General features: G+C 67.0%; 23 protein-coding genes and 1 tRNA gene. 10 read left to right on the forward strand and 14 right to left on the reverse strand.

Features of this window, described 5'->3' with window-relative positions; translation table 11 throughout:
- Positions 1 to 355 precede the first annotated feature (355 nt).
- Complete coding sequence (locus tag J2753_RS00005) at positions 356 to 1,348, forward strand: NAD-dependent epimerase/dehydratase family protein (protein ID WP_209489226.1); 993 nt, start codon at positions 356 to 358, stop codon at positions 1,346 to 1,348.
- Between the two features lie 30 nt (positions 1,349 to 1,378).
- Here the strand turns inward: J2753_RS00005 and J2753_RS00010 are convergent, their stop codons facing one another.
- Positions 1,379 to 2,074, reverse strand: a complete 696-nt coding sequence (locus J2753_RS00010) for an HD domain-containing protein (RefSeq protein WP_209489227.1) — start codon at positions 2,072 to 2,074, stop codon at positions 1,379 to 1,381.
- 144 nt (positions 2,075 to 2,218) lie between these two features.
- Here J2753_RS00010 and J2753_RS00015 point away from each other — a divergent pair, with 144 nt between their 5' ends.
- The gene (locus J2753_RS00015) at positions 2,219 to 3,004 is read left to right on the forward strand and encodes an alanyl-tRNA editing protein (RefSeq protein ID WP_209489228.1); all 786 of its coding nucleotides are present in this window, start codon (positions 2,219 to 2,221) and stop codon (positions 3,002 to 3,004) included.
- Between the two features lie 61 nt (positions 3,005 to 3,065).
- On the opposite strand, the gene J2753_RS00020 is transcribed toward J2753_RS00015, so the two are convergent.
- The 3 genes from J2753_RS00020 to J2753_RS00030 are packed head-to-tail and all read right to left on the reverse strand — an operon-like array spanning position 3,066 to position 6,564.
- Positions 3,066 to 4,427 (reverse strand): NAD-dependent succinate-semialdehyde dehydrogenase, encoded by a 1,362-nt coding sequence (locus tag J2753_RS00020; protein WP_209489229.1) that lies wholly within the window; start codon positions 4,425 to 4,427, stop codon positions 3,066 to 3,068.
- Between the two features lie 19 nt (positions 4,428 to 4,446).
- On the reverse strand, positions 4,447 to 5,760 hold the full coding sequence (locus tag J2753_RS00025; protein ID WP_209489230.1) for a hydroxyacid-oxoacid transhydrogenase: 1,314 nt from the start codon (positions 5,758 to 5,760) through the stop codon (positions 4,447 to 4,449).
- The gene (locus J2753_RS00030; RefSeq protein WP_209489231.1) at positions 5,761 to 6,564 is read right to left on the reverse strand and encodes an N-acyl homoserine lactonase family protein; all 804 of its coding nucleotides are present in this window, start codon (positions 6,562 to 6,564) and stop codon (positions 5,761 to 5,763) included. It abuts the gene before it with no gap.
- Positions 6,565 to 6,794: 230 nt separating this feature from the next.
- On the opposite strand from J2753_RS00030, the gene J2753_RS00035 reads away from it, so the two are divergent.
- Entirely contained in the window at positions 6,795 to 7,187 is a 393-nt protein-coding gene (locus tag J2753_RS00035; protein WP_209489232.1) for a DoxX family protein, read from the forward strand.
- Between the two features lie 12 nt (positions 7,188 to 7,199).
- On the opposite strand, the gene J2753_RS00040 is transcribed toward J2753_RS00035, so the two are convergent.
- The 6 genes from J2753_RS00040 to J2753_RS00065 all read right to left on the reverse strand — a co-directional run bounded on the left by J2753_RS00040 (position 7,200) and on the right by J2753_RS00065 (position 11,469).
- Complete coding sequence (locus J2753_RS00040) at positions 7,200 to 8,768, reverse strand: sodium:solute symporter family protein (protein WP_209489233.1); 1,569 nt, start codon at positions 8,766 to 8,768, stop codon at positions 7,200 to 7,202.
- Positions 8,765 to 8,980 (reverse strand): DUF3311 domain-containing protein, encoded by a 216-nt coding sequence (locus J2753_RS00045; protein WP_209489234.1) that lies wholly within the window; start codon positions 8,978 to 8,980, stop codon positions 8,765 to 8,767. The genes J2753_RS00040 and J2753_RS00045 overlap by 4 nt, the downstream gene beginning before the upstream one ends.
- A 191-nt stretch (positions 8,981 to 9,171) precedes the next feature.
- On the reverse strand, positions 9,172 to 10,212 hold the full coding sequence (locus J2753_RS00050; protein ID WP_209489236.1) for a VOC family protein: 1,041 nt from the start codon (positions 10,210 to 10,212) through the stop codon (positions 9,172 to 9,174).
- Positions 10,213 to 10,395: 183 nt separating this feature from the next.
- Positions 10,396 to 10,498, reverse strand: a tRNA-Gln gene (locus tag J2753_RS00055).
- Positions 10,499 to 10,540: 42 nt separating this feature from the next.
- Positions 10,541 to 10,975, reverse strand: a complete 435-nt coding sequence (locus tag J2753_RS00060) for a metal-dependent transcriptional regulator (RefSeq protein ID WP_209489238.1) — start codon at positions 10,973 to 10,975, stop codon at positions 10,541 to 10,543.
- Complete coding sequence (locus tag J2753_RS00065; protein WP_209489240.1) at positions 10,972 to 11,469, reverse strand: ferritin family protein; 498 nt, start codon at positions 11,467 to 11,469, stop codon at positions 10,972 to 10,974. Before J2753_RS00065 ends, J2753_RS00060 begins: the two co-directional genes overlap by 4 nt.
- 139 nt (positions 11,470 to 11,608) lie before the next feature.
- Between J2753_RS00065 and J2753_RS00070 the strand changes: the two genes are divergently transcribed.
- Complete coding sequence (locus J2753_RS00070) at positions 11,609 to 12,820, forward strand: MFS transporter (protein WP_321168757.1); 1,212 nt, start codon at positions 11,609 to 11,611, stop codon at positions 12,818 to 12,820.
- A 47-nt stretch (positions 12,821 to 12,867) separates the two neighbouring features.
- Complete coding sequence (locus J2753_RS00075; RefSeq protein WP_209489242.1) at positions 12,868 to 13,590, forward strand: ZIP family metal transporter; 723 nt, start codon at positions 12,868 to 12,870, stop codon at positions 13,588 to 13,590.
- Positions 13,591 to 13,680: 90 nt separating this feature from the next.
- On the opposite strand, the gene sufD is transcribed toward J2753_RS00075, so the two are convergent.
- Genes sufD through J2753_RS00090 form a run of 3 tightly spaced genes read right to left on the reverse strand, consistent with a single transcriptional unit; the run spans position 13,681 to position 17,267 of the window.
- A complete protein-coding gene (gene sufD / locus J2753_RS00080) occupies positions 13,681 to 14,928 on the reverse strand; it encodes a Fe-S cluster assembly protein SufD (protein ID WP_209489244.1) in 1,248 nt (415 codons plus the stop codon).
- Positions 14,928 to 16,358 (reverse strand): Fe-S cluster assembly protein SufB, encoded by a 1,431-nt coding sequence (sufB, locus tag J2753_RS00085; protein ID WP_209489246.1) that lies wholly within the window; start codon positions 16,356 to 16,358, stop codon positions 14,928 to 14,930. The genes sufD and sufB overlap by 1 nt, the downstream gene beginning before the upstream one ends.
- A 3-nt stretch (positions 16,359 to 16,361) precedes the next feature.
- Entirely contained in the window at positions 16,362 to 17,267 is a 906-nt protein-coding gene (locus J2753_RS00090; RefSeq protein ID WP_209489248.1) for an ABC transporter ATP-binding protein, read from the reverse strand.
- Between the two features lie 254 nt (positions 17,268 to 17,521).
- Between J2753_RS00090 and J2753_RS00095 the strand changes: the two genes are divergently transcribed.
- Positions 17,522 to 19,888, forward strand: a complete 2,367-nt coding sequence (locus tag J2753_RS00095; protein ID WP_209489250.1) for a DUF2298 domain-containing protein — start codon at positions 17,522 to 17,524, stop codon at positions 19,886 to 19,888.
- A gap of 129 nt (positions 19,889 to 20,017) precedes the next feature.
- On the opposite strand, the gene J2753_RS00100 is transcribed toward J2753_RS00095, so the two are convergent.
- Positions 20,018 to 20,284, reverse strand: coding sequence for an HAH_0734 family protein (locus J2753_RS00100; protein ID WP_209489252.1), 267 nt, complete (start codon positions 20,282 to 20,284; stop codon positions 20,018 to 20,020).
- A gap of 109 nt (positions 20,285 to 20,393) precedes the next feature.
- On the opposite strand from J2753_RS00100, the gene J2753_RS00105 reads away from it, so the two are divergent.
- The 4 genes from J2753_RS00105 to J2753_RS00120 are packed head-to-tail and all read left to right on the forward strand — an operon-like array spanning position 20,394 to position 21,870.
- Complete coding sequence (locus tag J2753_RS00105; RefSeq protein WP_209489254.1) at positions 20,394 to 20,675, forward strand: 50S ribosomal protein L44e; 282 nt, start codon at positions 20,394 to 20,396, stop codon at positions 20,673 to 20,675.
- The gene (locus J2753_RS00110) at positions 20,672 to 20,845 is read left to right on the forward strand and encodes a 30S ribosomal protein S27e (protein WP_209489256.1); all 174 of its coding nucleotides are present in this window, start codon (positions 20,672 to 20,674) and stop codon (positions 20,843 to 20,845) included. The genes J2753_RS00105 and J2753_RS00110 overlap by 4 nt, the downstream gene beginning before the upstream one ends.
- Before the next feature lie 6 nt (positions 20,846 to 20,851).
- Positions 20,852 to 21,649: a translation initiation factor IF-2 subunit alpha gene (locus tag J2753_RS00115; RefSeq protein ID WP_209489258.1), complete on the forward strand. Its 798-nt coding sequence runs from the start codon at positions 20,852 to 20,854 to the stop codon at positions 21,647 to 21,649.
- A complete protein-coding gene (locus tag J2753_RS00120) occupies positions 21,646 to 21,870 on the forward strand; it encodes an RNA-protein complex protein Nop10 (RefSeq protein WP_209489260.1) in 225 nt (74 codons plus the stop codon). The genes J2753_RS00115 and J2753_RS00120 overlap by 4 nt, the downstream gene beginning before the upstream one ends.

A 21,870-nucleotide genomic window follows, 5' to 3' on the forward strand; every position in this document is an offset into this window, starting at 1 on the left:
GGGCGAGAGCGAAGCTCTCGCTGGCCGTGCGGGCGACGCACGGGTCGCCCGCACAACGCGTCGGCGCGAACGAGCGCGCGAGGGTCCCGCGAGCGAAGCGAGTGGGACCACGAGGGAGCGTCGCTCCCTCGGAGGACGAGCGACCGGAGGGGAGCGAATCGGCTGGGGAGGCCGTGGCTGCGGTGCGGTGCTGTGCGGTCACAAGTGGTCATGGGAACTCCGCGGTGCAGTTCGCGGCCGCTGTTCCTCGGCAGATCAAACTAGCCACGCCCATTCAGAAAACCCATCAACCAAATTCCCGGCACCCACAACCGCCTTCCGGGAAGCTTTCCCCATCTCCACCCAATCCACACCCATGCCCAAAAGCGCGCTCGTCATCGGCGGCACCCGGTTCATCGGCCGCCACACCGTCGAGGAACTGCTCGATCACGACTACCACGTCACCATCTTCAACCGCGGGAACCACGACAACCCCTTCGCCACCCGCGAGGGCGTCGACCACGTCGAGGGCGACCGGCGCGACGAGACCGACCTCAAAGCCGCCAAACTCTCCGTCCGGCCCGACATCGTCATCGACTGCGTCGCCTACTACCCCGCGGACGTCGACATCGCGACCGACCTCTTCACCGACGTCGAGGGGTACGTCTACATCTCCTCCGGCGACGCCTACGGCGAGGAGGAGATCCCGAAGCGCGAGGACGCGACGCCGATGCGGCCCTGCACCGAGGAGCAGGCCGTCGACGACGCCGGCGAGACCTACGGGAACCGCAAGGCCGAGGGCGACCGGAAGATCGTCGAGGCCGCCGAGGAAGGCGTCAACGCGATGTCCATCCGGCCGTGCATCGTCTACGGCCCGTACGACTACACCGAGCGGATGGACTACTGGCTCGACCGCGTTGACAGCCACGACCGCGTGGTCGTCCCCGGCGACGGCCAGAACCTCTGGCACCGCGCGTACGCCCCGGACGTGGCGAAGGCGCTCCGCGTCGTCGCCGAGAACGGGGAGCCCGGGGGGTTCTACAACGTTGGGGACCAGCGCGCCGTCACACTGGAGGAGATGCTGGAACTCATCGCCGACGCGATGGACACCGACATCGAGGTGGTCACCGCCGGCGAGAACGAACTCGCGGCCGCGGGGCTCTCACCCGAGGACTTCGTGCTCTACCGGGACTACCCGCACCTGCTCGACGTGAACAAACTGGCCGATCTCGGCTGGGAGTCGACGCCGCTCGAGGAAGCGATGGCCCGGTCCGTCGAGGAACACCGCGAGAGCGACCGCGACGGCGCCGAGTACGACCCCGGACGCGAGAACGAGGAGACCGTTCTGGACGTGCTCGACACGCTCTAAAACCGGCCCGAAGGCGGCGTGCTCCGCCGCTCAGAACTCCATCGTCCGGCTCTCCTCGCTGATCCCCGCGACCTCCGCCTCCAGCCACTCGCGGAACCACTTCACGCGCTTGAGTCGCTGGTGGGCGATGGACTCCGCGGTGTCGCTGTCGACACGTTCGGTGTGTTCCTCACCGCGTTCGAGCACGCGGTCGACCATCTCCGCGGCGTCCATGTGGGTCCGGGCCTCGTAGCCCATCCGGAGCAGCATCAGGACGGTGCCGTTGGCGCCGACCTTGTCGAGTACGTCGGCCTCGATCAGGCACTGGGTCTCAAGTGAGACGTCCGAGAGCGGCCCCTGGTAGGAGTGGTCCGCGACGACGTTACAGACCTCGTCGATGAACGAGTCCGGGAAGTCACCGCGGCTGTTCAGGTACTCGCGGGCCACCTGCGCGCCCGCGGCGGCGTGGCGGTCCTGTTCGGCCTCGAGTTTGGAGACGTCGTGGAACACCGCGGCGACGCGGACGACGTGGACGTTCGCGCCCTCTTTCTCCGCGATGTCGGTGCCGATCTCGACGACGTTCCGGATGTGGTTGAAGCGGTAGTCCGCGGAGTGCCACGGGTACCAGCGCATCCGGCCGCCGTCGTCCTCGCTCTCGACGCTGGCCGCGAGGTAGTCGTGGACGAACTCCTCCATCGCGGCGAACTCTTCGGCGGAGACGGGCGCGTCCCTTATTTCGACGCCCATACTGGTCCCCCGTGCTCGGTCGTGCGGCGTACGTAGTTCATTACCTGAAAGGACGGCCGTTCCGTTCTTAGTCGTTGCGGGACGGAGAACGACCGAATCGCCGGCTACCGAACCGTTAGGTGCGTCGCGCTGCTCCGCCCCCGTATGACCGAGCAATCCTACCTCGAGGACGCCACCGTCCGGGAGTTCGAGGCGACCGTGGAACGGACTGTCAGCGACGACCGCGTGGTGCTCGACCGGACGCAGTTCTACCCCGAGGGCGGTGGTCAGCCAGCGGACCACGGGACGATCCGCGACGAGGAAGGCCGCGAGTGGGACGTCGTCGACGTGCAGAAACACGACGGGATTCATCACTATCTCGAACCCGGAGAAGGCGTCGACGAGAATGAGCTCCCCGAAGCCGGATCGACGGTCACGGGCGAACTCGACTGGGAGCGCCGGCACAGCCACATGCGCTACCACACGGCCCAGCACCTGCTGTCGGCGCTGCTGCTGAACGAGTACGACGCCGAGACCACCGGGAATCAGGTCCGAGCCCACAAGGCCACCCTCGACTGCGCCTACGAGCGCTTCCACGACGACGAACTCCAGCATATCGAGCGCCGCATGAACGAACTGGTCGAGCAGGCCCGGCCTGTCGACTGGTACGTGCTCGACCGCGAGGAGGCGGAGGAGCGACTCGACCCCGAACGAACCCGGCTCTCGCTGCTACCCGACTCGATCACGGAGATCCGGATCGTCGAAATCGGTGGGCGCTCCGCGGCACAGGGAGCCGCGGAGGGCGAGCCCAACGACGGTTCAGAACCCTTCGACCGCACCGCCTGTGCGGGCACGCACGTCTCGAACACCGAGGAGATCGGCGAGGTGACAGTTACAGGTCGGGAGACGAAGGGGAGCGACGAGGAGCGCATCACGTTCGAAGTGGCCTGAAGGCCGGATCATCGACGGCTCGACCGTCGACGAAACAGGATTGAGGCGAGACCCCGGTCCGCTACTCCACCCAGAGCGTCTTGCGGTTGACGAACTCCTTGATGCCGGCCTCCGAGAGTTCGCGCCCGTATCCGGAGATGCCGACACCACCGAACGGCACGCGCGGGTCGGACCTCACCAACTGGTTCACGTAGGTACAGCCAGCGTCGATCTGCCGGGCGACCCGGCGCCCGCGATCACGGTCCTCGGTCCAGACACTGGCACCGAGACCGAACTCGGTGTCGTTGGCCTTCTCGATTGCTTCGGCTTCGTTCTCTACTTCGAACACGGCGGCGACCGGCCCGAATAGCTCCTCGCTGTCGGCGGGACAGCCCTCGGGCACCTCTGCCAGCACGGTCGGCTCGTAGAACGCCCCATCGCGGTCGAGTGGGCCGCCGCCGGTCAGGACGGTTGCGCCGGCGTCGATGGACTGCTGGACCTGCTCGTGGAGGTCGTCCATCAGGTCCGGGCTGGCCTGCGGGCCGACATCCGTTGCCCCGTCGGTCGGGTCGCCGACGGTGAGCGACTCGACTTCCTCCACGAGTCGGTCGATGAACGCGTCGTACACGTCAGTGTGGACGACGAAGCGCTTGGCGGCGATGCAGGACTGGCCGCCGTTGAGGTTGCGCGCCCACGCGCCGGTCTCGGCTGCCTCGTCGAGGTCGGCGTCGTCAAGCACGACGAACGGGTCGCTCCCGCCGAGTTCGAGTACGGTCTTCTTGAGGTTCTCGCCGGCCGTCGCGGCGACGGCGCGGCCCGCGGGCCCGCTGCCTGTGAGCGTCGCCGCACGTACGCGGTCGTCGGCGAGCACGTCGTCGACGGCCTCGGAGCCGATCAGGAGCGTCTGGAAAACGCCCTCGGGGTAGCCCGCTTCCCGGAACACCTCCTCGATGGCCGTCGCACAGCCGGGGACGTTGGAGGCGTGTTTCAGCAGGCCGACGTTGCCCGCCGTGAGATACGGTGCGGCAAAGCGGAACACCTGCCAGAAGGGGAAGTTCCACGGCATCACCGCCAGCACCGGACCGAGTGGGTCGTAGACGGTCTCCACGTTCGCCCCCGGTGGGGCCGGGTGGCCGTCTGGCTGGAGATACGCGCTGGCGTGCTCGGCGTAGTGGTCACAGATCCAGGCGCACTTCTCGACTTCCGAGACGGCCTGCGAGATGGGTTTGCCCATCTCCTCGGTCATCAACTCGGCGTATTTCCGCTTGTTTTCGCGGAGCACGTCGCCGGCCGCGGCGAGCAGTTCCTCGCGCTCGCGGATGGGTCGCTCGCGCCAGTCCGCGAACGCGTCGTCGGCGCGAGCCAGCGTGGCCTCGATGTCGCTCGCGGAGTCCGGTTCGTAGGTCGCGATTCGTTCGCCCGTCGCGGGGTTTATCGCGTCCATGGCTGTTGGTCGGGACTGTTCAATCTTCCCAGTTGTGCAAGGCGTCGCGGAACACGTCCGCCACGTCCTCTTTGGTCACCGGGCGGGGGTTACACCGGAGCAGGCGTTCCTGCGTGTCGACGGTCTGCTGGGCGAGCCAGTCGACGTCCTCCTCGGTGATGCCCGCGAGTTCGGTGAGGCCGCTGGGGAGGACGTTCAGATCCTTCTGGAGCTGAATGTACTCCTGCTTGAGCGCGTCGGCGGCCTCGCGGTCGGTCATCCCCGCCGTGTCGACGCCAAATATCTCCGCGACTTCGGCGAAGCGTCCGGGGTCGCTCGGGGAGTTGTAGTCGATTGTGCTCGCGGGCGTGAGGGCGGCGATGGTCTCGCCGTGGTAGCTGTGATACTTGTTTCCGACCGGATACGCCATCGCGTGACAGAGGCTCGCGCCGGCCGTGAGCCCGGAGATAGCGCCGAACAGCGCGCCCAACAGCATGTCCTCGCGGGCGTCGAGATCGTCGCCGTTGTGGACGGCGGTACGGGCACTCCCCGAAAGCAGGCGGATGGCCTTCTCCGAAAACATCTCGGTGAGTTCGGTGCGGCCAGCATAGACGGGTCGTTCGGCGGGGTCCTCGGCGCGGAGCAGCGAGTCGTACTCGTGGGTGGTGTACCCCTCGATGGCGTGGCCCAGCGCGTCCATCGCCGTCCGGGCGGTGAGGTCCGGCGGGAGCGTCGTCGTCAGCGTCGGATCGAGGACGGCAGCGTCGGCCCGGACGTGGTTGCTCGAAATCGCCTCCTTGATCTCCTTTTCCGGCACCGAGAGGATGGCGACCGGCGAGATTTCGGCACCGGTGCCGGCCGTCGTCGGCAGTAACACCAGCGGCGGCCCGGACTCGGTGAGGCTCTGGCCCTCGCCGGTCGGTTCAGCGATGTAGTCCAGCGGGCTCCCGCCGTTGGCGATGATCGCCCGTGTGGCCTTCGCGGTGTCCATACAGCTCCCCCCGCCGAGACCGACGTAGAAGTCGTAGCCGTCGTCGGTGTGGTCCCGGACAAAGGAGAGGCAGTCCTCGATGGCTCCGATGGAGGGCTCCCGCTCCGAGTCGTCGTAGAGGTCCACATCGAGGCCGGCCGCTTCGAGGTGGTCGACGACGCGGTCGGCGTGGCCCGCATCGGTGATCCCTGTGTCGGTAATGACGAGGCCGCGGGCCGCCCCGTCGACGCCCAGATCCCGTAGCTGAAAGGCGAGTTCCTCGACGGCGTCGCGCCCGAACCGGATCTCCGGCATGTCGATATGCCAGACGGTTTCGGGGGAGAGCGTCCGGCTGTCCGCGGAGATGGAACGGTCGTAGCTCATTCAGGACCACCCCGACCGGATCTCCTCGAACTGCTCGGGGTCGTGCCCGTAGACGACCTCGGCGTCGTGGTAGCGTTCGAGTTCCTTCAGCGTCTGGAGGCTGTCGAACCACTCCTGACTCCCCCACAGCAGGCCCGCACCCAGCGGCACCTCGTCGTCGTAGTTGACCGACTGATAGATCTCATCGCCCGCGAACACCAGCGTGCCGTGGTCGTCGAGGTGGATCATTGTCCCAGTGAGTCCGGGCGTGTGGCCGGGGAGTCGGATGAACTCCATGTCCTCGAAGTGGGTCTCGCGGTCCTGGTGGATGACCTGCCAGTTCAGGTCGTGGTCGAAGTCCTCCAGGATGTACGCCGCGCTGCCCTTGTCAGTCTTCTCGGAGTAGTACGCGAACTTGAGTTCCTTCTCGTGGACGTACACCGGTACGTCCGTCCCATCGAAGTGGTGGAGGCCGCCGGCGTGGTCGAGATGCAGGTGGGTCTGGAACACCGCATCGATGTCGTCCAGGCTGTAGCCGGCGTCAGCGAGGTCACCTTCCAGCGTGTGCTCCCGCACGTCGTGGGGGTAGAACCCCTGTTTCAGCCCCTCCGGCCAGTGGCCGTCGAGTGCGTCCTCGTGGTTGCCCGTATCCCAGAGGATCGTCGCCTCGGGATGGTCGATGACGAGGTTCCACACCGGGATCTCCTCGTAATCGGTGTCGGGGTTCGGCTCGTCGTGGCTCCCGAGCGTGTTGCCTTGGATGAGGTAGTTAAGGTCGCACTTTAGCCCACCGCGATGGATCACGTCGATGGTTGCGTCGACCATATTCGTCGTATAGTAGTCATGGTGAAAGAACGTTCGGATCTATATGTTTTCTGTCTGGTAGAAACAAACCATTAGTTGTCGGTTCGTCCCATCGTATTCTCCGCCGACAAACAGCTACTCCGCCTAACCGGCGATCAGAGCCACATCCAAGAATCGACGATCCGACTGTTCTCGCCCAAGATCAGTCCCGCAGACACGCTTTTGAGGCGTCCGGTGGAAACTACCCACGCATGACAGAAACGGACGACGCCGACAGATCACCCGCACGCCTCGGCCGCGTCGCGCTCGGACTGGGCCTCGCGCTACAGGCCTCCGAGGACTTCCGAGATATGGAGGACACCATCGACTACGCCGAGTCCGCCGGCGCGCCGATGCCCGAGACGCTCGCGCCGCTGGCGTCGGCGACGATGGTCGTCGCCGGCCTCGGCATCGCGCTCTGGCGACTCCCGCGGTTGGCGACGGCCGCGGCAGCCGGGTTCCTCGCCGTCGTCACGACGACGATGCACGACTTCTGGAACGCGGAGGAGGACGACGCCAGCGGCGAGCGACTCGCCTTCTTCGGCAACCTCGCGATGTTCGGCGGCGTGGTCGTCTTCCTGCGGGAGGCGTGGCGGCGGGACTGATTTCGGAGATTCTCAGTCGTCTGTGGGACCTTGCATCACTGACGGCTGCTCGGCGACCGCTGGGTCGGTGAGCGCCGAGACGCCGACGACCAGCACGAGGCCGACCAGCATTCCGACCACCGACGACGACCACCCGGCGAACGTCTCCATCACGCCGGGGACGACGACGCCCCAGACCGTCGCCGTCTCGCCCGCGGGGGGCGTGAACGTCGTGACCATGTAGAACAGCTGACTGCCGAGGATCGCCGCGAGCATCCCCGATAGCGTGGTTCTCGACCAGTAGAGCGCGACGATGACTGGCGGGGCCAACTGGGCGAAGCCGCCGAACGCGGTGTCGCCGATGACGAACAGCGATGGGGGGTTGTAGAGGCTGGCGAGGAACGCGAGCGTCGCGAACACGGCGACGCCGATCCGGGCGATCAGGTCCTCGCGGCGCTCGCTCGCGTCGGCGTTGACGAACGGCCGATAGAGGTCCCGCGTGAAGTACGACGACCCGGAGAGCAGCATCGAGTCCGAGGAGGACATCATCGCCGCCATCGCGCCGGCGACCACCAGCGCCGCGAACCACGTCGGGGTGTACTCCGCGAGCACCCCCGGGAGGATGTTGCCGCTCTCGGGCATCGGGACGCCCAGTCCCGCCGCCCACGCGCCGAGCATGAACGCCGGGACGAAGAGGAGGAGCACGACGACTGGCCAGAGTGCCATCGTCCGTTTGAGCACCGTCTCGGATTTCGCGACGAAGAACCGCTGGTTCACCTGCGGGAACATCGCGACGCCGAACGCGATGCCGATGGCCTGTGAGAGCATCCACGGCAGCGAGTAGGCGCCGCCGCCGAACAGCGATGGCGAGGCGGTGCCGTCACCCAGGGCGAGGAACTCCGGGTTCGTCGACGCCAGCGCGTCGGTGGCGGCGCCGATGCCGCCGACCGCCGAGAGCACCCAGACGAACGCCGCCCAGACCATCGTGAGCATGAACAGGCCCTGCAGGGTGTCGGTCCACGCGACGCCGCGCATCCCCGAGAGCGCGACGTAGCCGATCATGAACACCGTGATCAGCCCCGCGCCGGCCCAGTAGGGGACGACGCCGTCGGTCAGCGCCGAGAGCGCACCGCCGGCGCCGACCTGTTGGAGCATCACGTAGGGGAACAGCCAGAACAGCGAGACGCCGGCGACCAGCGCTCGCAGCGCGGGCGACCCGAACCGGTCGCCGAGCATCTCACCCAGCGTGACATAGCCGTACGCCTGCCCGACGAGCCACTGCTTGTAGCCGACGACGTACCAGAGCACGCCGAAGATCAGCCCGTCCATCAGTCCCATCACGAGGATCCACTCCGGCCCGAGACCGTAGGCGATGTTCGGCCCGGCGAAGAACGTGAACGCCGAGAGGAGGGTCGCAAACGTGGTGAACAGGAGCACGACGGTCCCCAGCGTGCGCGAGGCGAGGTAGTAGTCCTCGGCGGTGCGGTCGGTGAGTCGGTAGGCGACCAGCCCCACCCCCAGCGCGAGCAGGAGGTAGGCGACGACGATCCCGATCTGGATCGTCACCGCCGACTGGAGCGTGGTCGTCGACGACTGGATCATGCTGACCATCCCCCCATCCAGACGCCCCAGCCTCGCTGGGTGAAGACGGCGAAGACGGCCGCAGCCAGCACCATCCAGCCGATGTGCCACCAGAGCCACACTGGCAACCCGACGACGACGGTCGAGACGTCCCAGAGGAACCACGGGATGGCCAGCGCCAACAGGAGCGCGAACACGGCGACCCAAACGAACGAATCAGTTCGACCCGGCATAGTGGACGCGTGTTCTGACCGACACGTGAAAATAGTGGCGGAGAAGCAAACAAGAAGAGCGTTCGAAGAGAATTCTTCTTCATTAATGCGGCACCGGGATCGGTTGGGATCAGAATCGACGGACTGCGGCGGGAGCGTCGACGACGCTGACGCTACAGGGCGTCGAAAAGCAGCAGAAAACGGGCGCGGACCTAGTCGTCGGCTTCGGTGCGCTCCGCGCGCGGAATCGTCACGTCGGGGAGGTTCGCCTCGATCTGTTCGCGGCGGTCCGCGAACTTCCCGGGCAGCACGAGTCGACCGCCCAGATCCTCGAGCGGTTCGTCGGTGTCGTAGCCCGGGCCGTTGGTCGCGAGTTCGAACAGCACGCCGGCGTGCTCGCGGAAGTAGACCGAGCGGAACCAGTGGCGGTCGATCTGCTGGGTCGGGTTGAGTCCGCGCGAGCGAACGGCCGTGCGCATCGCCTCCTGATCCGCGTCGCTGGGCGTCTGGAACGCGACGTGGTGGACTGTCCCATGGCCGTTCCGGCCGCCCTGAATCGTCGGCACCACGTCGACGTACTTCCCGACCGGCCCTTCGGCGGCAAAGCGGGTGCGCTGGTCACCCGGCGTGTCGCCCTCGGCCTCCTCGGTGCCGACGTTCTCGAACCCCATCGTCTCCAGTAGCTCCTCGGTCGGGTCCGGGTCGGCCAGCCAGAGCGTCACCGAGTGGAAGCCGCGGATTGCGGCGTCCGCCGGGACGAACTCCGTCCACGCTGTCGTCGGGTCGTCGTCGCCGATGTCGCTCTCGATCAGTTCCACGGGGAGGCCGTCGGGGTCACGGAACGGGAGGACTGTCTCTGCTCGCGGCTGATCGCCGCTCGCTTTTTCCGAGGCGCTCCGCGCCTCGCCGCCGAACCGCTCGACGCGGTCGTCGTAGTCGACGCCGTGCTCGTCGAAGCGCTCCTCCCAGAACTCGAGGCTCCCCTCGGGCACGCGAAAGCCCACACGGGAGACCTGCCCGGAGCCGACCTTCCCCTGGGGCAGATCCTCCCACGGGAAGAACGTCATGCTCGTCCCCGGCGTCCCCTCGGCGTCACCGAAGAAGAAGTGGTACGTGCCCGGGTCGTCCTGATTGATCGATCGCTTCACGAGGCGGAGCCCCAGCGTCTCGACCCAGAAGTCGAGGTTGCGCTGCGGGTCGCCGGCGACGCACGTGACGTGATGAATGCCCGGCGTCGGTGTTGGATCAGCCATACCCCTCGTAGGCGCTGGAGGAACTTGAGTGCGCGCTGACGTGGGTGTTACTTGGGGGCGCCGACAGAGGTGTTAGATCGAAGATAGTTCCGGGCGGATTCGAACCGCGAGGACTCGAATCCTCTCGTCCTCTGGGTTCGAACCGTGAGGACTATCCGCTCGTCACGTTCGTTCCTCGCAGGATAGTTCCGGGCGGATTCGAACCGCCGTCATGGGCTTTCCCTCGTGCCAGATCGAACTGAACACGTCCAAAGGCCCATATGATTGGCCACTACACCACGGAACTGCACTCGAAGCAAGCAGCGCGCCGTACAAGAGTATTACCGTCTCAGTCCGACCCCTGCTCGCACGTCCCCGCGAGGTAGCAACACGCGTCGGCCTCGGCGTCGAAACAGTCCGGACACTCCTCGGCGCGGTCGATGATCGTGTCGAGTCGGTCCGCGACCGTCTCGTCGATCACCGACTCCAGTTGGCGGGCCTCCTCGCGGAACTCCTCGACGCTGAGCACGTTCGCGAGGAAGCGCTCGATGATGCAGTACGTTTGGAGCGCGCTCTCCGCGCGGGCGATTCCCTCGTCAGTCAGGGAGACGCCCTTGTACTTCTCGTGTTCGGCCAGCCCGCGCTCTTCGAGTTTGCCGATCATCTCGTTGGCGCTGGCGGGGCTCACGTCGAGCGAGTCCGCGACCCGGCCGGTGGCGGCGGGGCCGTCGTCCGTGCGCTGGACCAGGTAGATGGCTTTCAGATACTGATTGGCCGTGTTCATTCGCGAGCCTCCATGATCCGGGTCACTTCCTCGACGCCCTCGGCCTCGTCGTCGCGGATCTCCGTCAGCACGGCGATCACGCGCTCGCGGTCGACCGAGAACGCCGCGTCGCTGGCCTCGATAGCGTCGATCAGGTCGTCGTAGAACTTGTAGGCCGTCTCCTCGTTACAGAGCTGATCGTACAGCACGCCGTCGAAGTCCTCGGGCTTGGTGCGGCCGTAGCGGGCCTCGACGAGCGCCTCGACGTCCTCGAAGGGGATCGACTCGGCGTCGAGTTCGTCGACGAGTTCCTCCAGTTGCTCGCGGTGGCGGGCCGACTCCTCGGCGGCGTCCTCGAGCAGGGCCTCCACGTCGGCTTCGAGGTCGCGATCCTCCTCCGCGAGACTCTGGTAGTGGCGATACGCGCGCGCCTCGACGACCTCCTCCAGCACCACCCCGATCTGGAGCAGGCGGGCGAGCTGGTGGTCGGAGTCGACCCGCTGGTCGACGCTCACCGCGACCACCCTCCGCTGGCGACCGGTACCGTCCTCATCAGTCCCGACTGGGTGAGGGAGGGACTTAAGCCCGGCCCTTCGCGGGGTGGGGTCGGCCGAACCCGGAAGTCGGAAGCCCACCGAGTCCGAACGACCCCGCGTGTCCTCCCGCGACCGGACCGCACTCGCACTCGTCGTCTGGGCGGTGATGCTCTCCCAGACGCTGCTCTACCCCGGGGTCGACCGGCTGGTGGCCGCGATGGGGCTCGGAAGCGGGAACTATCTCGACGCGAGCACGTGGTTCCTCGCCGCGGAGTTCGCCGCGTTCGCACTCGCCGCGGGCGTGTGGGGCGCCGCCAGCGACACCGTCGGCCGGCGGATTCCGTTCGTCGCCGGCGGCGCCGTGCTGGGCGCGGTGGGCTACGGCGTGCTCGCGCTGCTCGGCCCGACGCAGCCGGCGTTCTGGCTCGTGCTCCTCGTTCGGTTCCTGCAGGGCGCTGCCACTGTCGGCGCGTTCTCGCTCGCGATGTCGATGCTGGCGGACCTTGGGGAGGGGAACGGCCGGAACATGGGAGCCGCCGGCATCGCTATCGGCCTCGGAACCGCGCTGGGTGCGCCCCTCGGTGGCCAACTCTACTCGGTCGGCCCGTTCGTCCCGCTCTGGACCGGCGCGGGCCTGCTCGTCTGTGTCGGCGCCGCGACGCTGCTGGTCGCCGACCGCGCTCCGGCGGGAGAACACGAGGGGTTCCGCGAAGCCATCGGCGCGCTCCGGCGGACCCCCTCACTGGCGGTCCCGTTCGCCTTCGGCTTCGCCGACCGCATGACTGCGGGCTTCTTCGCGCTGGTCGGCACCGTCTACTTCCGGACCGCGTTCGAACTCTCGCCCGCAGAGACGGGACTCACGCTGGCGCTGTTTTTCGCCCCCTTCGGCCTGCTCCAGTACCCCTTCGGCCGGCTCTCGGACCGCTTCGGCCGGACCGTCCCCATCGTCGTCGGTTCGGCGTTCTACGGGGTCGTCGTACTCGGAATCGGCGCCGCAGAGGGGTGGTTCCCGTCCCGGGACGACGCGCTGTTTGCCGTCCAGTTCGGCATGGTCGCCGTCGGCGTGCTCGGCGCGCTGATGGCGCCGGCAACGATGGCGCTGGTCGTCGACCTCGCGCCGACGGGCGAGCGCGGCGTCGCGCTCGCGGGGTTCAACATCGCCGGCAGTCTGGGCTTCCTCGCGGGCGTCGTCGGCGGGGGACTGATCGCGGATGACTTCGGGTATCCCGCCGCCTTCGGCTTCGCCGGCGGCGCCGAGATCCTGCTGGCGCTGGTGGCGATCCCGGCGTTCCTCAGGCTCCAGATCGAGCGCGAGAAGCTGTTCAGCTAGGCAGCCGGTACCGTTACCCGACGCGGTCGTGATGTTCACGAGGAGTCGTGAACGAGCCAGCGACCATCCTCGGCAGCCTCCTGCTCCTGAGCCTGCTTTCCGCGAGCGGCGCCCTCCTGATCGCGTTTGCGGGCGGCAATCTCGATGCGTGGCAGCGCTACCTGACACCGCTCTCGGCCGGGGTGATCTTCGGCGGCGCGCTGGTCCACCTGATCCCGCATTTCGCCGCCGAGTTCGGGTTCAGCCAGCGGGCAGGGCTGCTCGCCGGCCTCGGGGTCGCCGGGTCGTACGTGCTCGAGGAGGCGGTCCACCGGCGCTCCCGCGACCGCAAGTACGAGGCGTTCTCCGCGACGCTCGTGGTCGGCGACGGGATCCACAACGTCGTCGACGGAATCGTCGTCGCGAGCGGGTTCTACGCCTCGCCCTCGGTCGGGATGGCGGCGACGCTCTCGGTCGGGGTCCACAAGATCCCGAAGGAACTCGGCGATTTCGGCGCACTGCTCCAGGCCGGGATCGACGAGTGGCGCGCGGTCGGGATCAACGTCCTCACCAACCTCTTTGGCTTCGCCGGGGCCGTCGCCGTGATCCAGTTCGCCGCGGTCGAGGGCGTGATGACGGTGCTGCTCCCGCTGGCTATCGGGAACTTCCTCTACGTCGCCGGAGCCGACCTACTGCCGGAGGTCCGGGCGGGCAGCGCGGCGACGACGACCCAACTCGGCGCGCTGCTCGTCGGGATCGGGGCGATGTATCTGATTACGCTGATCGTCTGAGCGTCGCTGGAGAAGTGACTGGAAATAGTGGAGAACGGAGAACCGCAGAGAGAGAAGCGCGGCGTGAGCCGCGGCCGCGTCGGAGACCGCTTACGCGAGGCGTTCCTGCACGAGCGCCTCGACATCGTCGCGGAACTCCTCGACTGCGATCTCCTCGAGGACGGGCACGAAGAAGCCCTCCACGAGCATGTTCCGGGCCTGATCCGGGCTGATGCCCCGGGAGGTCATGTAGAACATGTCCTGCTGGTCGACCTGCCCGACCGTCGCGGAGTGGCTGGCCTCGGTGTCGTGGTTCTTGATGATCAGCTTCGGCGAGGCGTCGGCCTCGCTCTCGTCTGAGAGCATCAGGGTGTTCTCACGCTGGTAGGATGAGGTGTCCCAGGCGTCGCGGCCGACGTCCTGAACGCCCTCGTACACCGAGCGGGCCGTGTCGTCGAGCACGCCGCGGGTCACGAGGTCCGCGGTGGTGTGCTCGGCGTTGTGCCAGACGCGCGCGTTCACGTCGAAGTGCTGGTCCTCGTGGCCGAAGAAGGAGCCCACGATCTGGGACTCGCTGCCCTCGCCGTTGAGTTCCGTCTCGACGTCGGATCGCGTGATCTGGGTGCCGAAGTTGCCCTCGATCCAGTTGATCGTGGCGTGGTCCCCGGCGATGCCGTGCTTGAGCGTGTAGCAGTAGGCGTCCTCCGAGAGGTCCTGCAGCGACCCGAACTGGACGTTCGAGTTCGTGCCCGCAGCGACTTCGACGAGGTTGCTGAAGTAGCGCCCCTCGTCGTCCGCGGCCGGGCCCTCGTCCTCGCCGGTTGCCGTCACCGGCGAGCCTTCGTCGCCGATGGCCTCCAGAATCGTGACGGACGCGCTCTCCTCGGTCACCACGAGCGTGTGGCTGAACAGGGAGTCCGAGCGCATCTCGGTTCGGATCTTCACGTCCTCGGCGTCGACGCCCTCGGGGACGTAGATCAGCGTGCCGGTCGTGAACAGCGCCGCCGACAGCGCGGTGAGGTAGTTGCTCTGCGGGTCGAGGGTTGCGCCGAGTTCCTCACGGATGAGGTCCTCGTGCTCGTCGAGCGCGGTCTCGAAGTCGAGGACTTCGACGCCCTCGGCCGTGACGCGCTCGGTCTCGTCGGACTGGTTCAGCGGGTCGACGAGACTGTCGAACTGTAGGTCGGTGAGGTTCGTCCACCGACGCCCGGGCGTCTGGATGACGTCCGGCAGGTCGAGGTCGTCGAGCGAAGCGAGCGCCTCGAGGCGGCGCTCCAGCAGCCATTCGGGCTCGTCGCGGGCGTCCGAGAGCTCTCGGACGGTCTCCTCGGTGAGGCCCTGTTTGAGTGTCGCGCTCATTATCCGAGGCTCCCCTCCATCTCGAGTTCGACCAGTCGGTTCAGCTCCACGGCGTACTCGATGGGGAGCTCCTCCGTGATCGGCTCGATGAAGCCCGAGACGATCATCTGTTTGGCGTCGTCGTCGTCGAGTCCACGGGTCTGGAGGTAGAAGATGTCCTCGTCGCCGATCTTCCCCACCGTCGCCTCGTGGGCCACGTCGACCTTCGACTCGTTGATCTCCATGTACGGCATCGTGTCGGAGGTCGACTCGTTGTCGAACATCAGCGCGTCACACTCGACGGCCGTCGAGGAGTTCTCGGCGCCGTCGGCGATGTGGACGAGACCGCGGTAGTTCGTGCGGCCGCCGTCCTTGCTGATCGACTTCGACTCGATGGTCGACTTCGTGTCCGGGGCGTTGTGGTAGACCTTCGCACCGGTGTCGATGTTCTGGCCCTCGCCCGCGAACGCGATGGTGATGTGGTTGTCAGATGCACCGCGCCCCTTCAGCACCGTCGAGGGGTAGAGCATCGTCGCCTTCGAGCCCATCGAGCCCGAAATCCACTCCATGCGCCCGTCCTGCTCGACGAGCGCGCGCTTGGTGTTGAGGTTGTAGGTGTTCTTCGACCAGTTCTGCACGGTCGAGTACTGGACGTGGGCGTTCTCGCCGACGAACACTTCGACGCCGCCGGAGTGAAGGTTGAACGCGGAGTACTTCGGGGCCGAACAGCCCTCGATGTAGTGGACCTCCGAGCCCTCTTCGGCGATGATGAGCGTGTGCTCGAACTGGCCCATCCCTTCCGTGTTCATCCGGAAGTACGCCTGCACGGGCATGTCGACCGTCACGTCCTCGGGGACGTAGACGAACGAGCCGCCCGACCAGATGGCGCCGTGAAGCGCCGCGAACTTGTTGTCGCTCGGGGGGACGCAGTTCGTCATGAAGTGCTCCTTGACGATCTCTTCGTGCTCCTGGACCGCCTGGTCCATGTTCATGAAGATGACGCCCTTGTCCTCCCACCGCTCCAGCATGTTCTGGTAGACGACTTCGGACTCGTACTGGGCGCCGACGCCCGAGAGGGCGTTCTTCTCGGCCTCCGGGATGCCCAGTTTGTCGAACGTGTCCTTGATGTCGTCCGGCAGGTCCGTCCAGTCATCGACGCCGCCGCGGGTCTCGATGTCCGGTCGGATGTACGGGACGATCTCGTTGATGTCCATCTCCGAGAGGTCAGGCTGGCCCGGCCAGTCGGTCGGCATCGGCATGGCCTGGAACTGCTTGAGCGCGCGCAGGCGGCGCTCGCGCATCCAGTCGGGCTCGTCCTTGTCGTCGGAGATCGCGTGGATCGTGTCCTCGGTCAGCCCTTTGTCCGCCGCGTAGGCGGCCTCGGAGTCCTTCTTGAAGTCGAAGCGCTCCTCGGTGTCGGTCTGTTGTAGGTGGTCCTGGTCTGAACTCATGGTTTAAGCCGTCTCGTAGACCTGCTCGCGCACCCAGTCGTACCCTTTCTCCTCGAGCTTCTCGGCGAGCTCCGCGTCGCCGTCCATGACGACTTCGCCGTCGAGCATCACGTGGACCCGGTCGGGCTCCACGTAGTCGAGGATCCGCTGGTAGTGGGTGATCTGCAGGACGCCGGTGCCCTGCTGGTCGCGCAGGCGTTCGATGCCCTGTGCCACGTCGCTGAGGCGGTCGATGTCGAGCCCCGAGTCGATCTCGTCGAGCACCGCGATGCTGGGCTCCAGGATCGCCGCCTGCAGCACTTCGTTCTGCTTTTTCTCGCCGCCGGAGAAGCCGGCGTTGAGGTAGCGCTGGGCGAACGACTCGTCCATGTCCAGCAGCTCCATCTTCTCGCTCAGGATCTGCTGGAACTCGGCGACGCCGACCTCGCCCTCGTCGGCGGGGCCCTCCATCGGGGAGGTCTCGTAGCCTTCTTCCTCGTCTTCGGCTTCCGCTGCTTCCTCGTCCTCGAAGAGCTCTGCTCGCTCCTCGAATTTGGCGTTGAGCGCCTGACGGAGGAAGTTCGTCATGGTGACGCCCTCGATCTCGGCGGGGTACTGGAACGCCAGGAAGATCCCCAGCGCGGCCCGCTCGTTGGGTTCGAGGTCGAGCAGGCTCCAGGACAGCTCGTCCTCGTCGGCGTCGACGTCCGCGACGTCCTCGTCGTCGAGGTGGAGCAGGATCTCACCCTCGGTCACTTCGTAGGCCGGGTGGCCGGCGATGACCTTGGCGGTCGTGGACTTCCCGGACCCGTTGGGGCCCATCAGCGCGTGGATCTCCCCGGACTCGACCGTCAGGTCGACCCCACGAAGGATGCGCTCTCCGTTCTCCGCGACTTGCGCGTGCAGATTGTTGATTTCGAGTGTGGCCATTCGTAGCTCGTACCTCTACCTCGGCTCGTTACACCCATGAACGTTACGCATCACCCCCCGAGGTGTTTTTTGATCCGAAAGATTTCTTCGCAGTTCCGGAATCCCTCCACGTGGCACGGTTCCCGCGGGAGATGGTGCCTACAGTACGAAAAGTCGGCGTTCGGTGGACCCACGCCCTATCCAAATAGGGGGTCAGATCTACTGTTCAGTCCCACCCGAAAGGCGTTTCCCGACTCGGACCGCGAGTGTTCCCGATGCAGTATCTCGCCGTGCTCGTGTGGCTCGTCATCTTCGCGGGGCTGGCGGTACTGGGCTACCCCCTCGCCGCCCGGCTGTTCGGCCGGCTCCGGAGCGGCGGGGTGGGGTTCGCACTCCCCCTCGCGCTGCTGGCCATCTGGCTCCCGGTGTACTGGCTGGGTAAGCTCTCGTTCGGCCCGCTGACGGTGTTCGTCGGCGTCGCCGTCCTCGTCGGCGTCGCCGCCGCGCTGGGCCTCGACAGAGCGGCGCTCCGGGATCGGGAGCTTCTGCTCGCCGAGGACATCCGAGTGAACCGCCGCGCAATCGCCGAGACGGCGGTGGTGTTCGTCGCGGCGTTCCTCTTCCTCGTCGCGATCCGGAGCGCCGACCCGGCGGTTCACGCGGCCGGCGGCGAGAAGTACCTGGACTACGGGATGCTCCGGACGCTGCTGCGCTCGGGGACGCTCCCGCCGGAGGACTTCTGGTTCGCGGGGAAGCCGGTGCAGTACTACTACGGCGGCCACCTGCTCGCCGCGATCCTGACGTACCTGACCGGTACCGTGCCCGAACTCGCGTACAACCTCGCGCTCGCGGGGTTCTACGCGATGCTGGTGACCGCAGCCTACGACCTCGCCGCCAACGTCGCGGCCGACAACGACGTCAATCCCGTCACCGGCGGCGCGTTCGCGGCCTTCTTCGTCGGCTTCGCGAGCAATCTGGCCACGGCCGGCCGGATCGCGCTGGGCTTTCTCGTCGGCCTCCCGCCAGCCGACCTCTGGCAGGGGTTGGTCGACCGCTACGGCTCGCTCTCGCTGTCGGGCGAGGGGTTCAGCTACTGGGACGCCAGCCGGGTGATCACCGACAGCCTCGACGGCGGGACGTATCCGACGATCAACGAGTTCCCGCTGTTCGCGTGGCTCAACGGCGACATGCACGCCCACATGATGGGCACGCCGTTCCTGCTGCTCGCGGCGGCTATCGGCTTCGCGCTGTTCCGGACGCCGGCCGCCCAGCGGCGTCGACGCCTCGGCCTGCTGGCCGTCGTCCCCCTCCTGGGACTGTTCCAGATCGTCACCAGCACGTGGAGTTTCCCCTCCGTCTTCGGAATTACCTATCTCGCGCTGGCACTGGCGCCCGCGAGCGCGAGGAGCCTGCTCCCGGAGGGCGCTGCTGGCCAGGTCCAGCGACTGCACAACAGTCTCGCCGATCAGCTTGACCCCGACGGCGGTCCGGAGTCCGCCACCCGACGCACGCTGGAGGAGCTAGAACGGCTGTTCGTCCCGCTGGCTATCGCCGGCGGGCTCACCGCCGTCGCCGCGGTACTCGCGATCCCGTTCCTGACCCGGACGACGGGCGGGAGCAGCCGCACAATCGAACTGTTCCCCGCGGCGGCCCGGAGCGGCCTCTTCGAACTGTTCGCGGTCCACGGCGCGTTCCTCCTGCTGTTCGGCGCGTTCCTCCTCTCGCGTGTGGAGCGCGGGCGCCGCGCGATGCTGGCGGTCGCTACCGCCCTCGTCGGCGCCGTCGCCATCGTGCTCCCGCTGGACGTACTCGGGTTCACCCTGCCGCTGCTGGTGGTCGGCTGGGCGCTGCTTCGGTTTGACGACGCCGGCTACGAGACGGTGCTGATCATCGCCGGCGCGGGGCTGGTGACCATCGTGGAGTTCGTCTACGTCAACGAGCAGGCCGGGCCGCTCCGGATGAACACGGTGTTCAAGACGTACATGCAGGTCTGGGTGTTCTGGGGCGTCGGCGCCGGCGCCGCCGCCGCGGGGCTGCTGGCTCGCGCCAATCGAGCGACCGAGGGCGTGGATGCCCCCACCGTCGACTGGGGGAAGGTCGCGCCGGTCGGCGTCGCGGTGCTGGTGGTGTTCACCTCGCTGTATGGCGGCTTCGCGCTCTCGGGGCACTTCAGCACGGACGCCGAGCCGACCCTCGACGCCACCGAGATGCCGGGCTGGTACGACGAGAGCGAACTCAACGCGGTGGACTGGCTGGACCGGAACGCTGACGGCGACACCGTGATCGTCTCGGCGCCCGGTACCGGGAGCAACCCCGGGATGTACAGTTGGGAGGCCTCCATCGCGTCGAGCCTGACCGGGGTGCCGACGGTCGCTGGCTGGGCCCACGAGATCGGCTACCGCGGGCCCGAGGCCTACCATGCACGCGTCGGCGCCGTCGATGCGCTCTACACCGGATCGCCCGAGCAGGCGGCGTCGCTGATCCGGGACCACGGCGTCGACTACGTCTGGGTCGGCACCGCCGAGCGCAACCGCTACGGGAGTGATCTGGTGAACTTCAACGAGCGGGCGGGCTACGAGCCAGTGTTCGTCGAGGGGAACGTCGTGATCTACGAGGTTCGGGAGTCGGAGCTACCGGAGTAAGCGGTCGGGAGAAAACTGTGCCGTCGACCGTCGTCGACGACCGGTCGCGCGAGGCTTTTCACACGACTACGGCATCGGGCTCCGTAGTCGTCGGACGGCACCGACGACAGGTCACGCGCCGTAGTCGGCTTAGACGTTCAGCGGCTTCTTCTCGCTGAGCACTTCGACGTCCTCGGCGTCGACGCTCTCGGTGTCGAGCCAGTGGGGGACGTACTGCCGCTTGTCGTACTGCTCGCGTTCGTCCTCGGTACCGACCGTGCACCAGAGCTGCGGTTCGTCGGGGCCGTGCCAGTCTCCCTGTCGGGAGATGCCGAAACAGACCAGCTCTTCGCCGTCGTACTCGATGACGGCGTCGCGACGGATTCCCGGGTCGCCGTGGACGATCAGCTGCTTCATGGGCCCGAGGTTCGGCTGTTTGGTCCTTAATCACTTCGGTCAGCTGTCGGTGTAGACCAAACGGGTTTTAAGCTGCCCTCCCGAAGTCGCCGACAAGAGGCGAATATCCATGGAGATGCCACGCCGCATGAACACGTACTGTCCGCACTGTGACGCCCACCACGAACACGAAGTCGAGAAGGTTCGATCCGGCCGCCAGACCGGGATGAAGTGGGCCGCCCGCCAGCAGAAGCGCGGCAAGAAGGTCATCGGGAACACGGGGAAGTTCTCGAAGGTCCCGTCCGGCGACAAGCCGACCAAGAAGACCCACCTGAAGTACATCTGCTCGGACTGCAACAAGGCCCACATGCGAGAAGGGTGGCGTACCGGCCGCCTGGAGTTCCAGGAATGACCGGGAGCTTCCTCACTGTGGTCTGTCCGGACTGCGAGAACGAACAGGTCGTCTTCCAGAAGGCGTCCACGACGGTCAACTGCGCCGTCTGTGGTACCACGCTGGCGACGCCCACCGGCGGCAAGGCCGACATCGACGGCGAAGTCACCGACGTCGTCGAGGCGCGATAACACCTGATGGCGGGGAACGAGTGGCCCGAGCCGGACGAACTCGTCGTCGGCACGGTCGACGAGATCGCCGACTTCGGCGTGTTCGTCGACATGGAGGGCTACGAGCACCGCGGGCTGGTCCACATCTCGGAGGTCGCCTCCGGGTGGATCAAGAACGTCCGCGACCACGTCAGCGTCGGCCGTACGGTCGTCGCCAAAGTGCTCGAAGTCGACGAGTCCGCCCAGCAGGTCGACCTCTCGTTGAAGGACGTCAACGAGCACCAGCGCAAGGAGACGATCCAGCGCTGGAAGAACCAACAGAAGGTCGACAAGTGGATGGAACTGGCCTTCGGCGAGGACCACGACCGTGAGGACGTCGAGGAAGCGCTCCTCGAGGCGTACGACTCGCTGTACGCCGCCTTCGAGGAGGCCGCCGTCCACGGGATGGAGGCACTGGAGGACTGTGACCTCGCGGACGAGGACGCACAGGCCATCGTCCAGACCGCCCGCGAGAACGTCTCGGTGCCGTACGTCAACGTCACCGGCTACGTCGACATCCGCTCGCCGGCCCCCGCCGGCGTCGACGACGTGAAGGAGGCGCTGCGTGCCGCCGAGGGCGACGGCGACGACCACGACATCCCCGAGGAGGTCGAACTCTCGGTCTCCTACGTCGGCGCGCCGGAGTACCGCATCGAGGTGCAGGCGCCCGACTACAAGGCCGCGGAGGCCGAACTCGAGGCTGCGGCGGCCCGCGCGAAGGAGGCCATCGAGGCGCTCAGCGGCACCGCCGAGTACCACCGCGAACGCCGCGAAGACGACGAATGACGAAATCGGACATCCACGTCTGTTCGGCGTGGGCGTCCGAAGACGAGTCGGACCGAGCAGGCGAGTCAGGCGAACACGACCGTCCCGTCTATACCCTTTCTGACCGCTGTCCCGACTGTGGCGCCGAGGCTGTCAACGCCTCGCCCGCGCCGTTCGACCCCGCGGACCCGTACGGCAAATACCGGCGGCGGGCCCGCGACGACGGCCCTGACACCGCCTGA

This window comes from Halolamina salifodinae, from assembly GCF_017874235.1.
Taxonomy (GTDB): Archaea; Halobacteriota; Halobacteria; order Halobacteriales; family Haloferacaceae; genus Halolamina; species Halolamina salifodinae.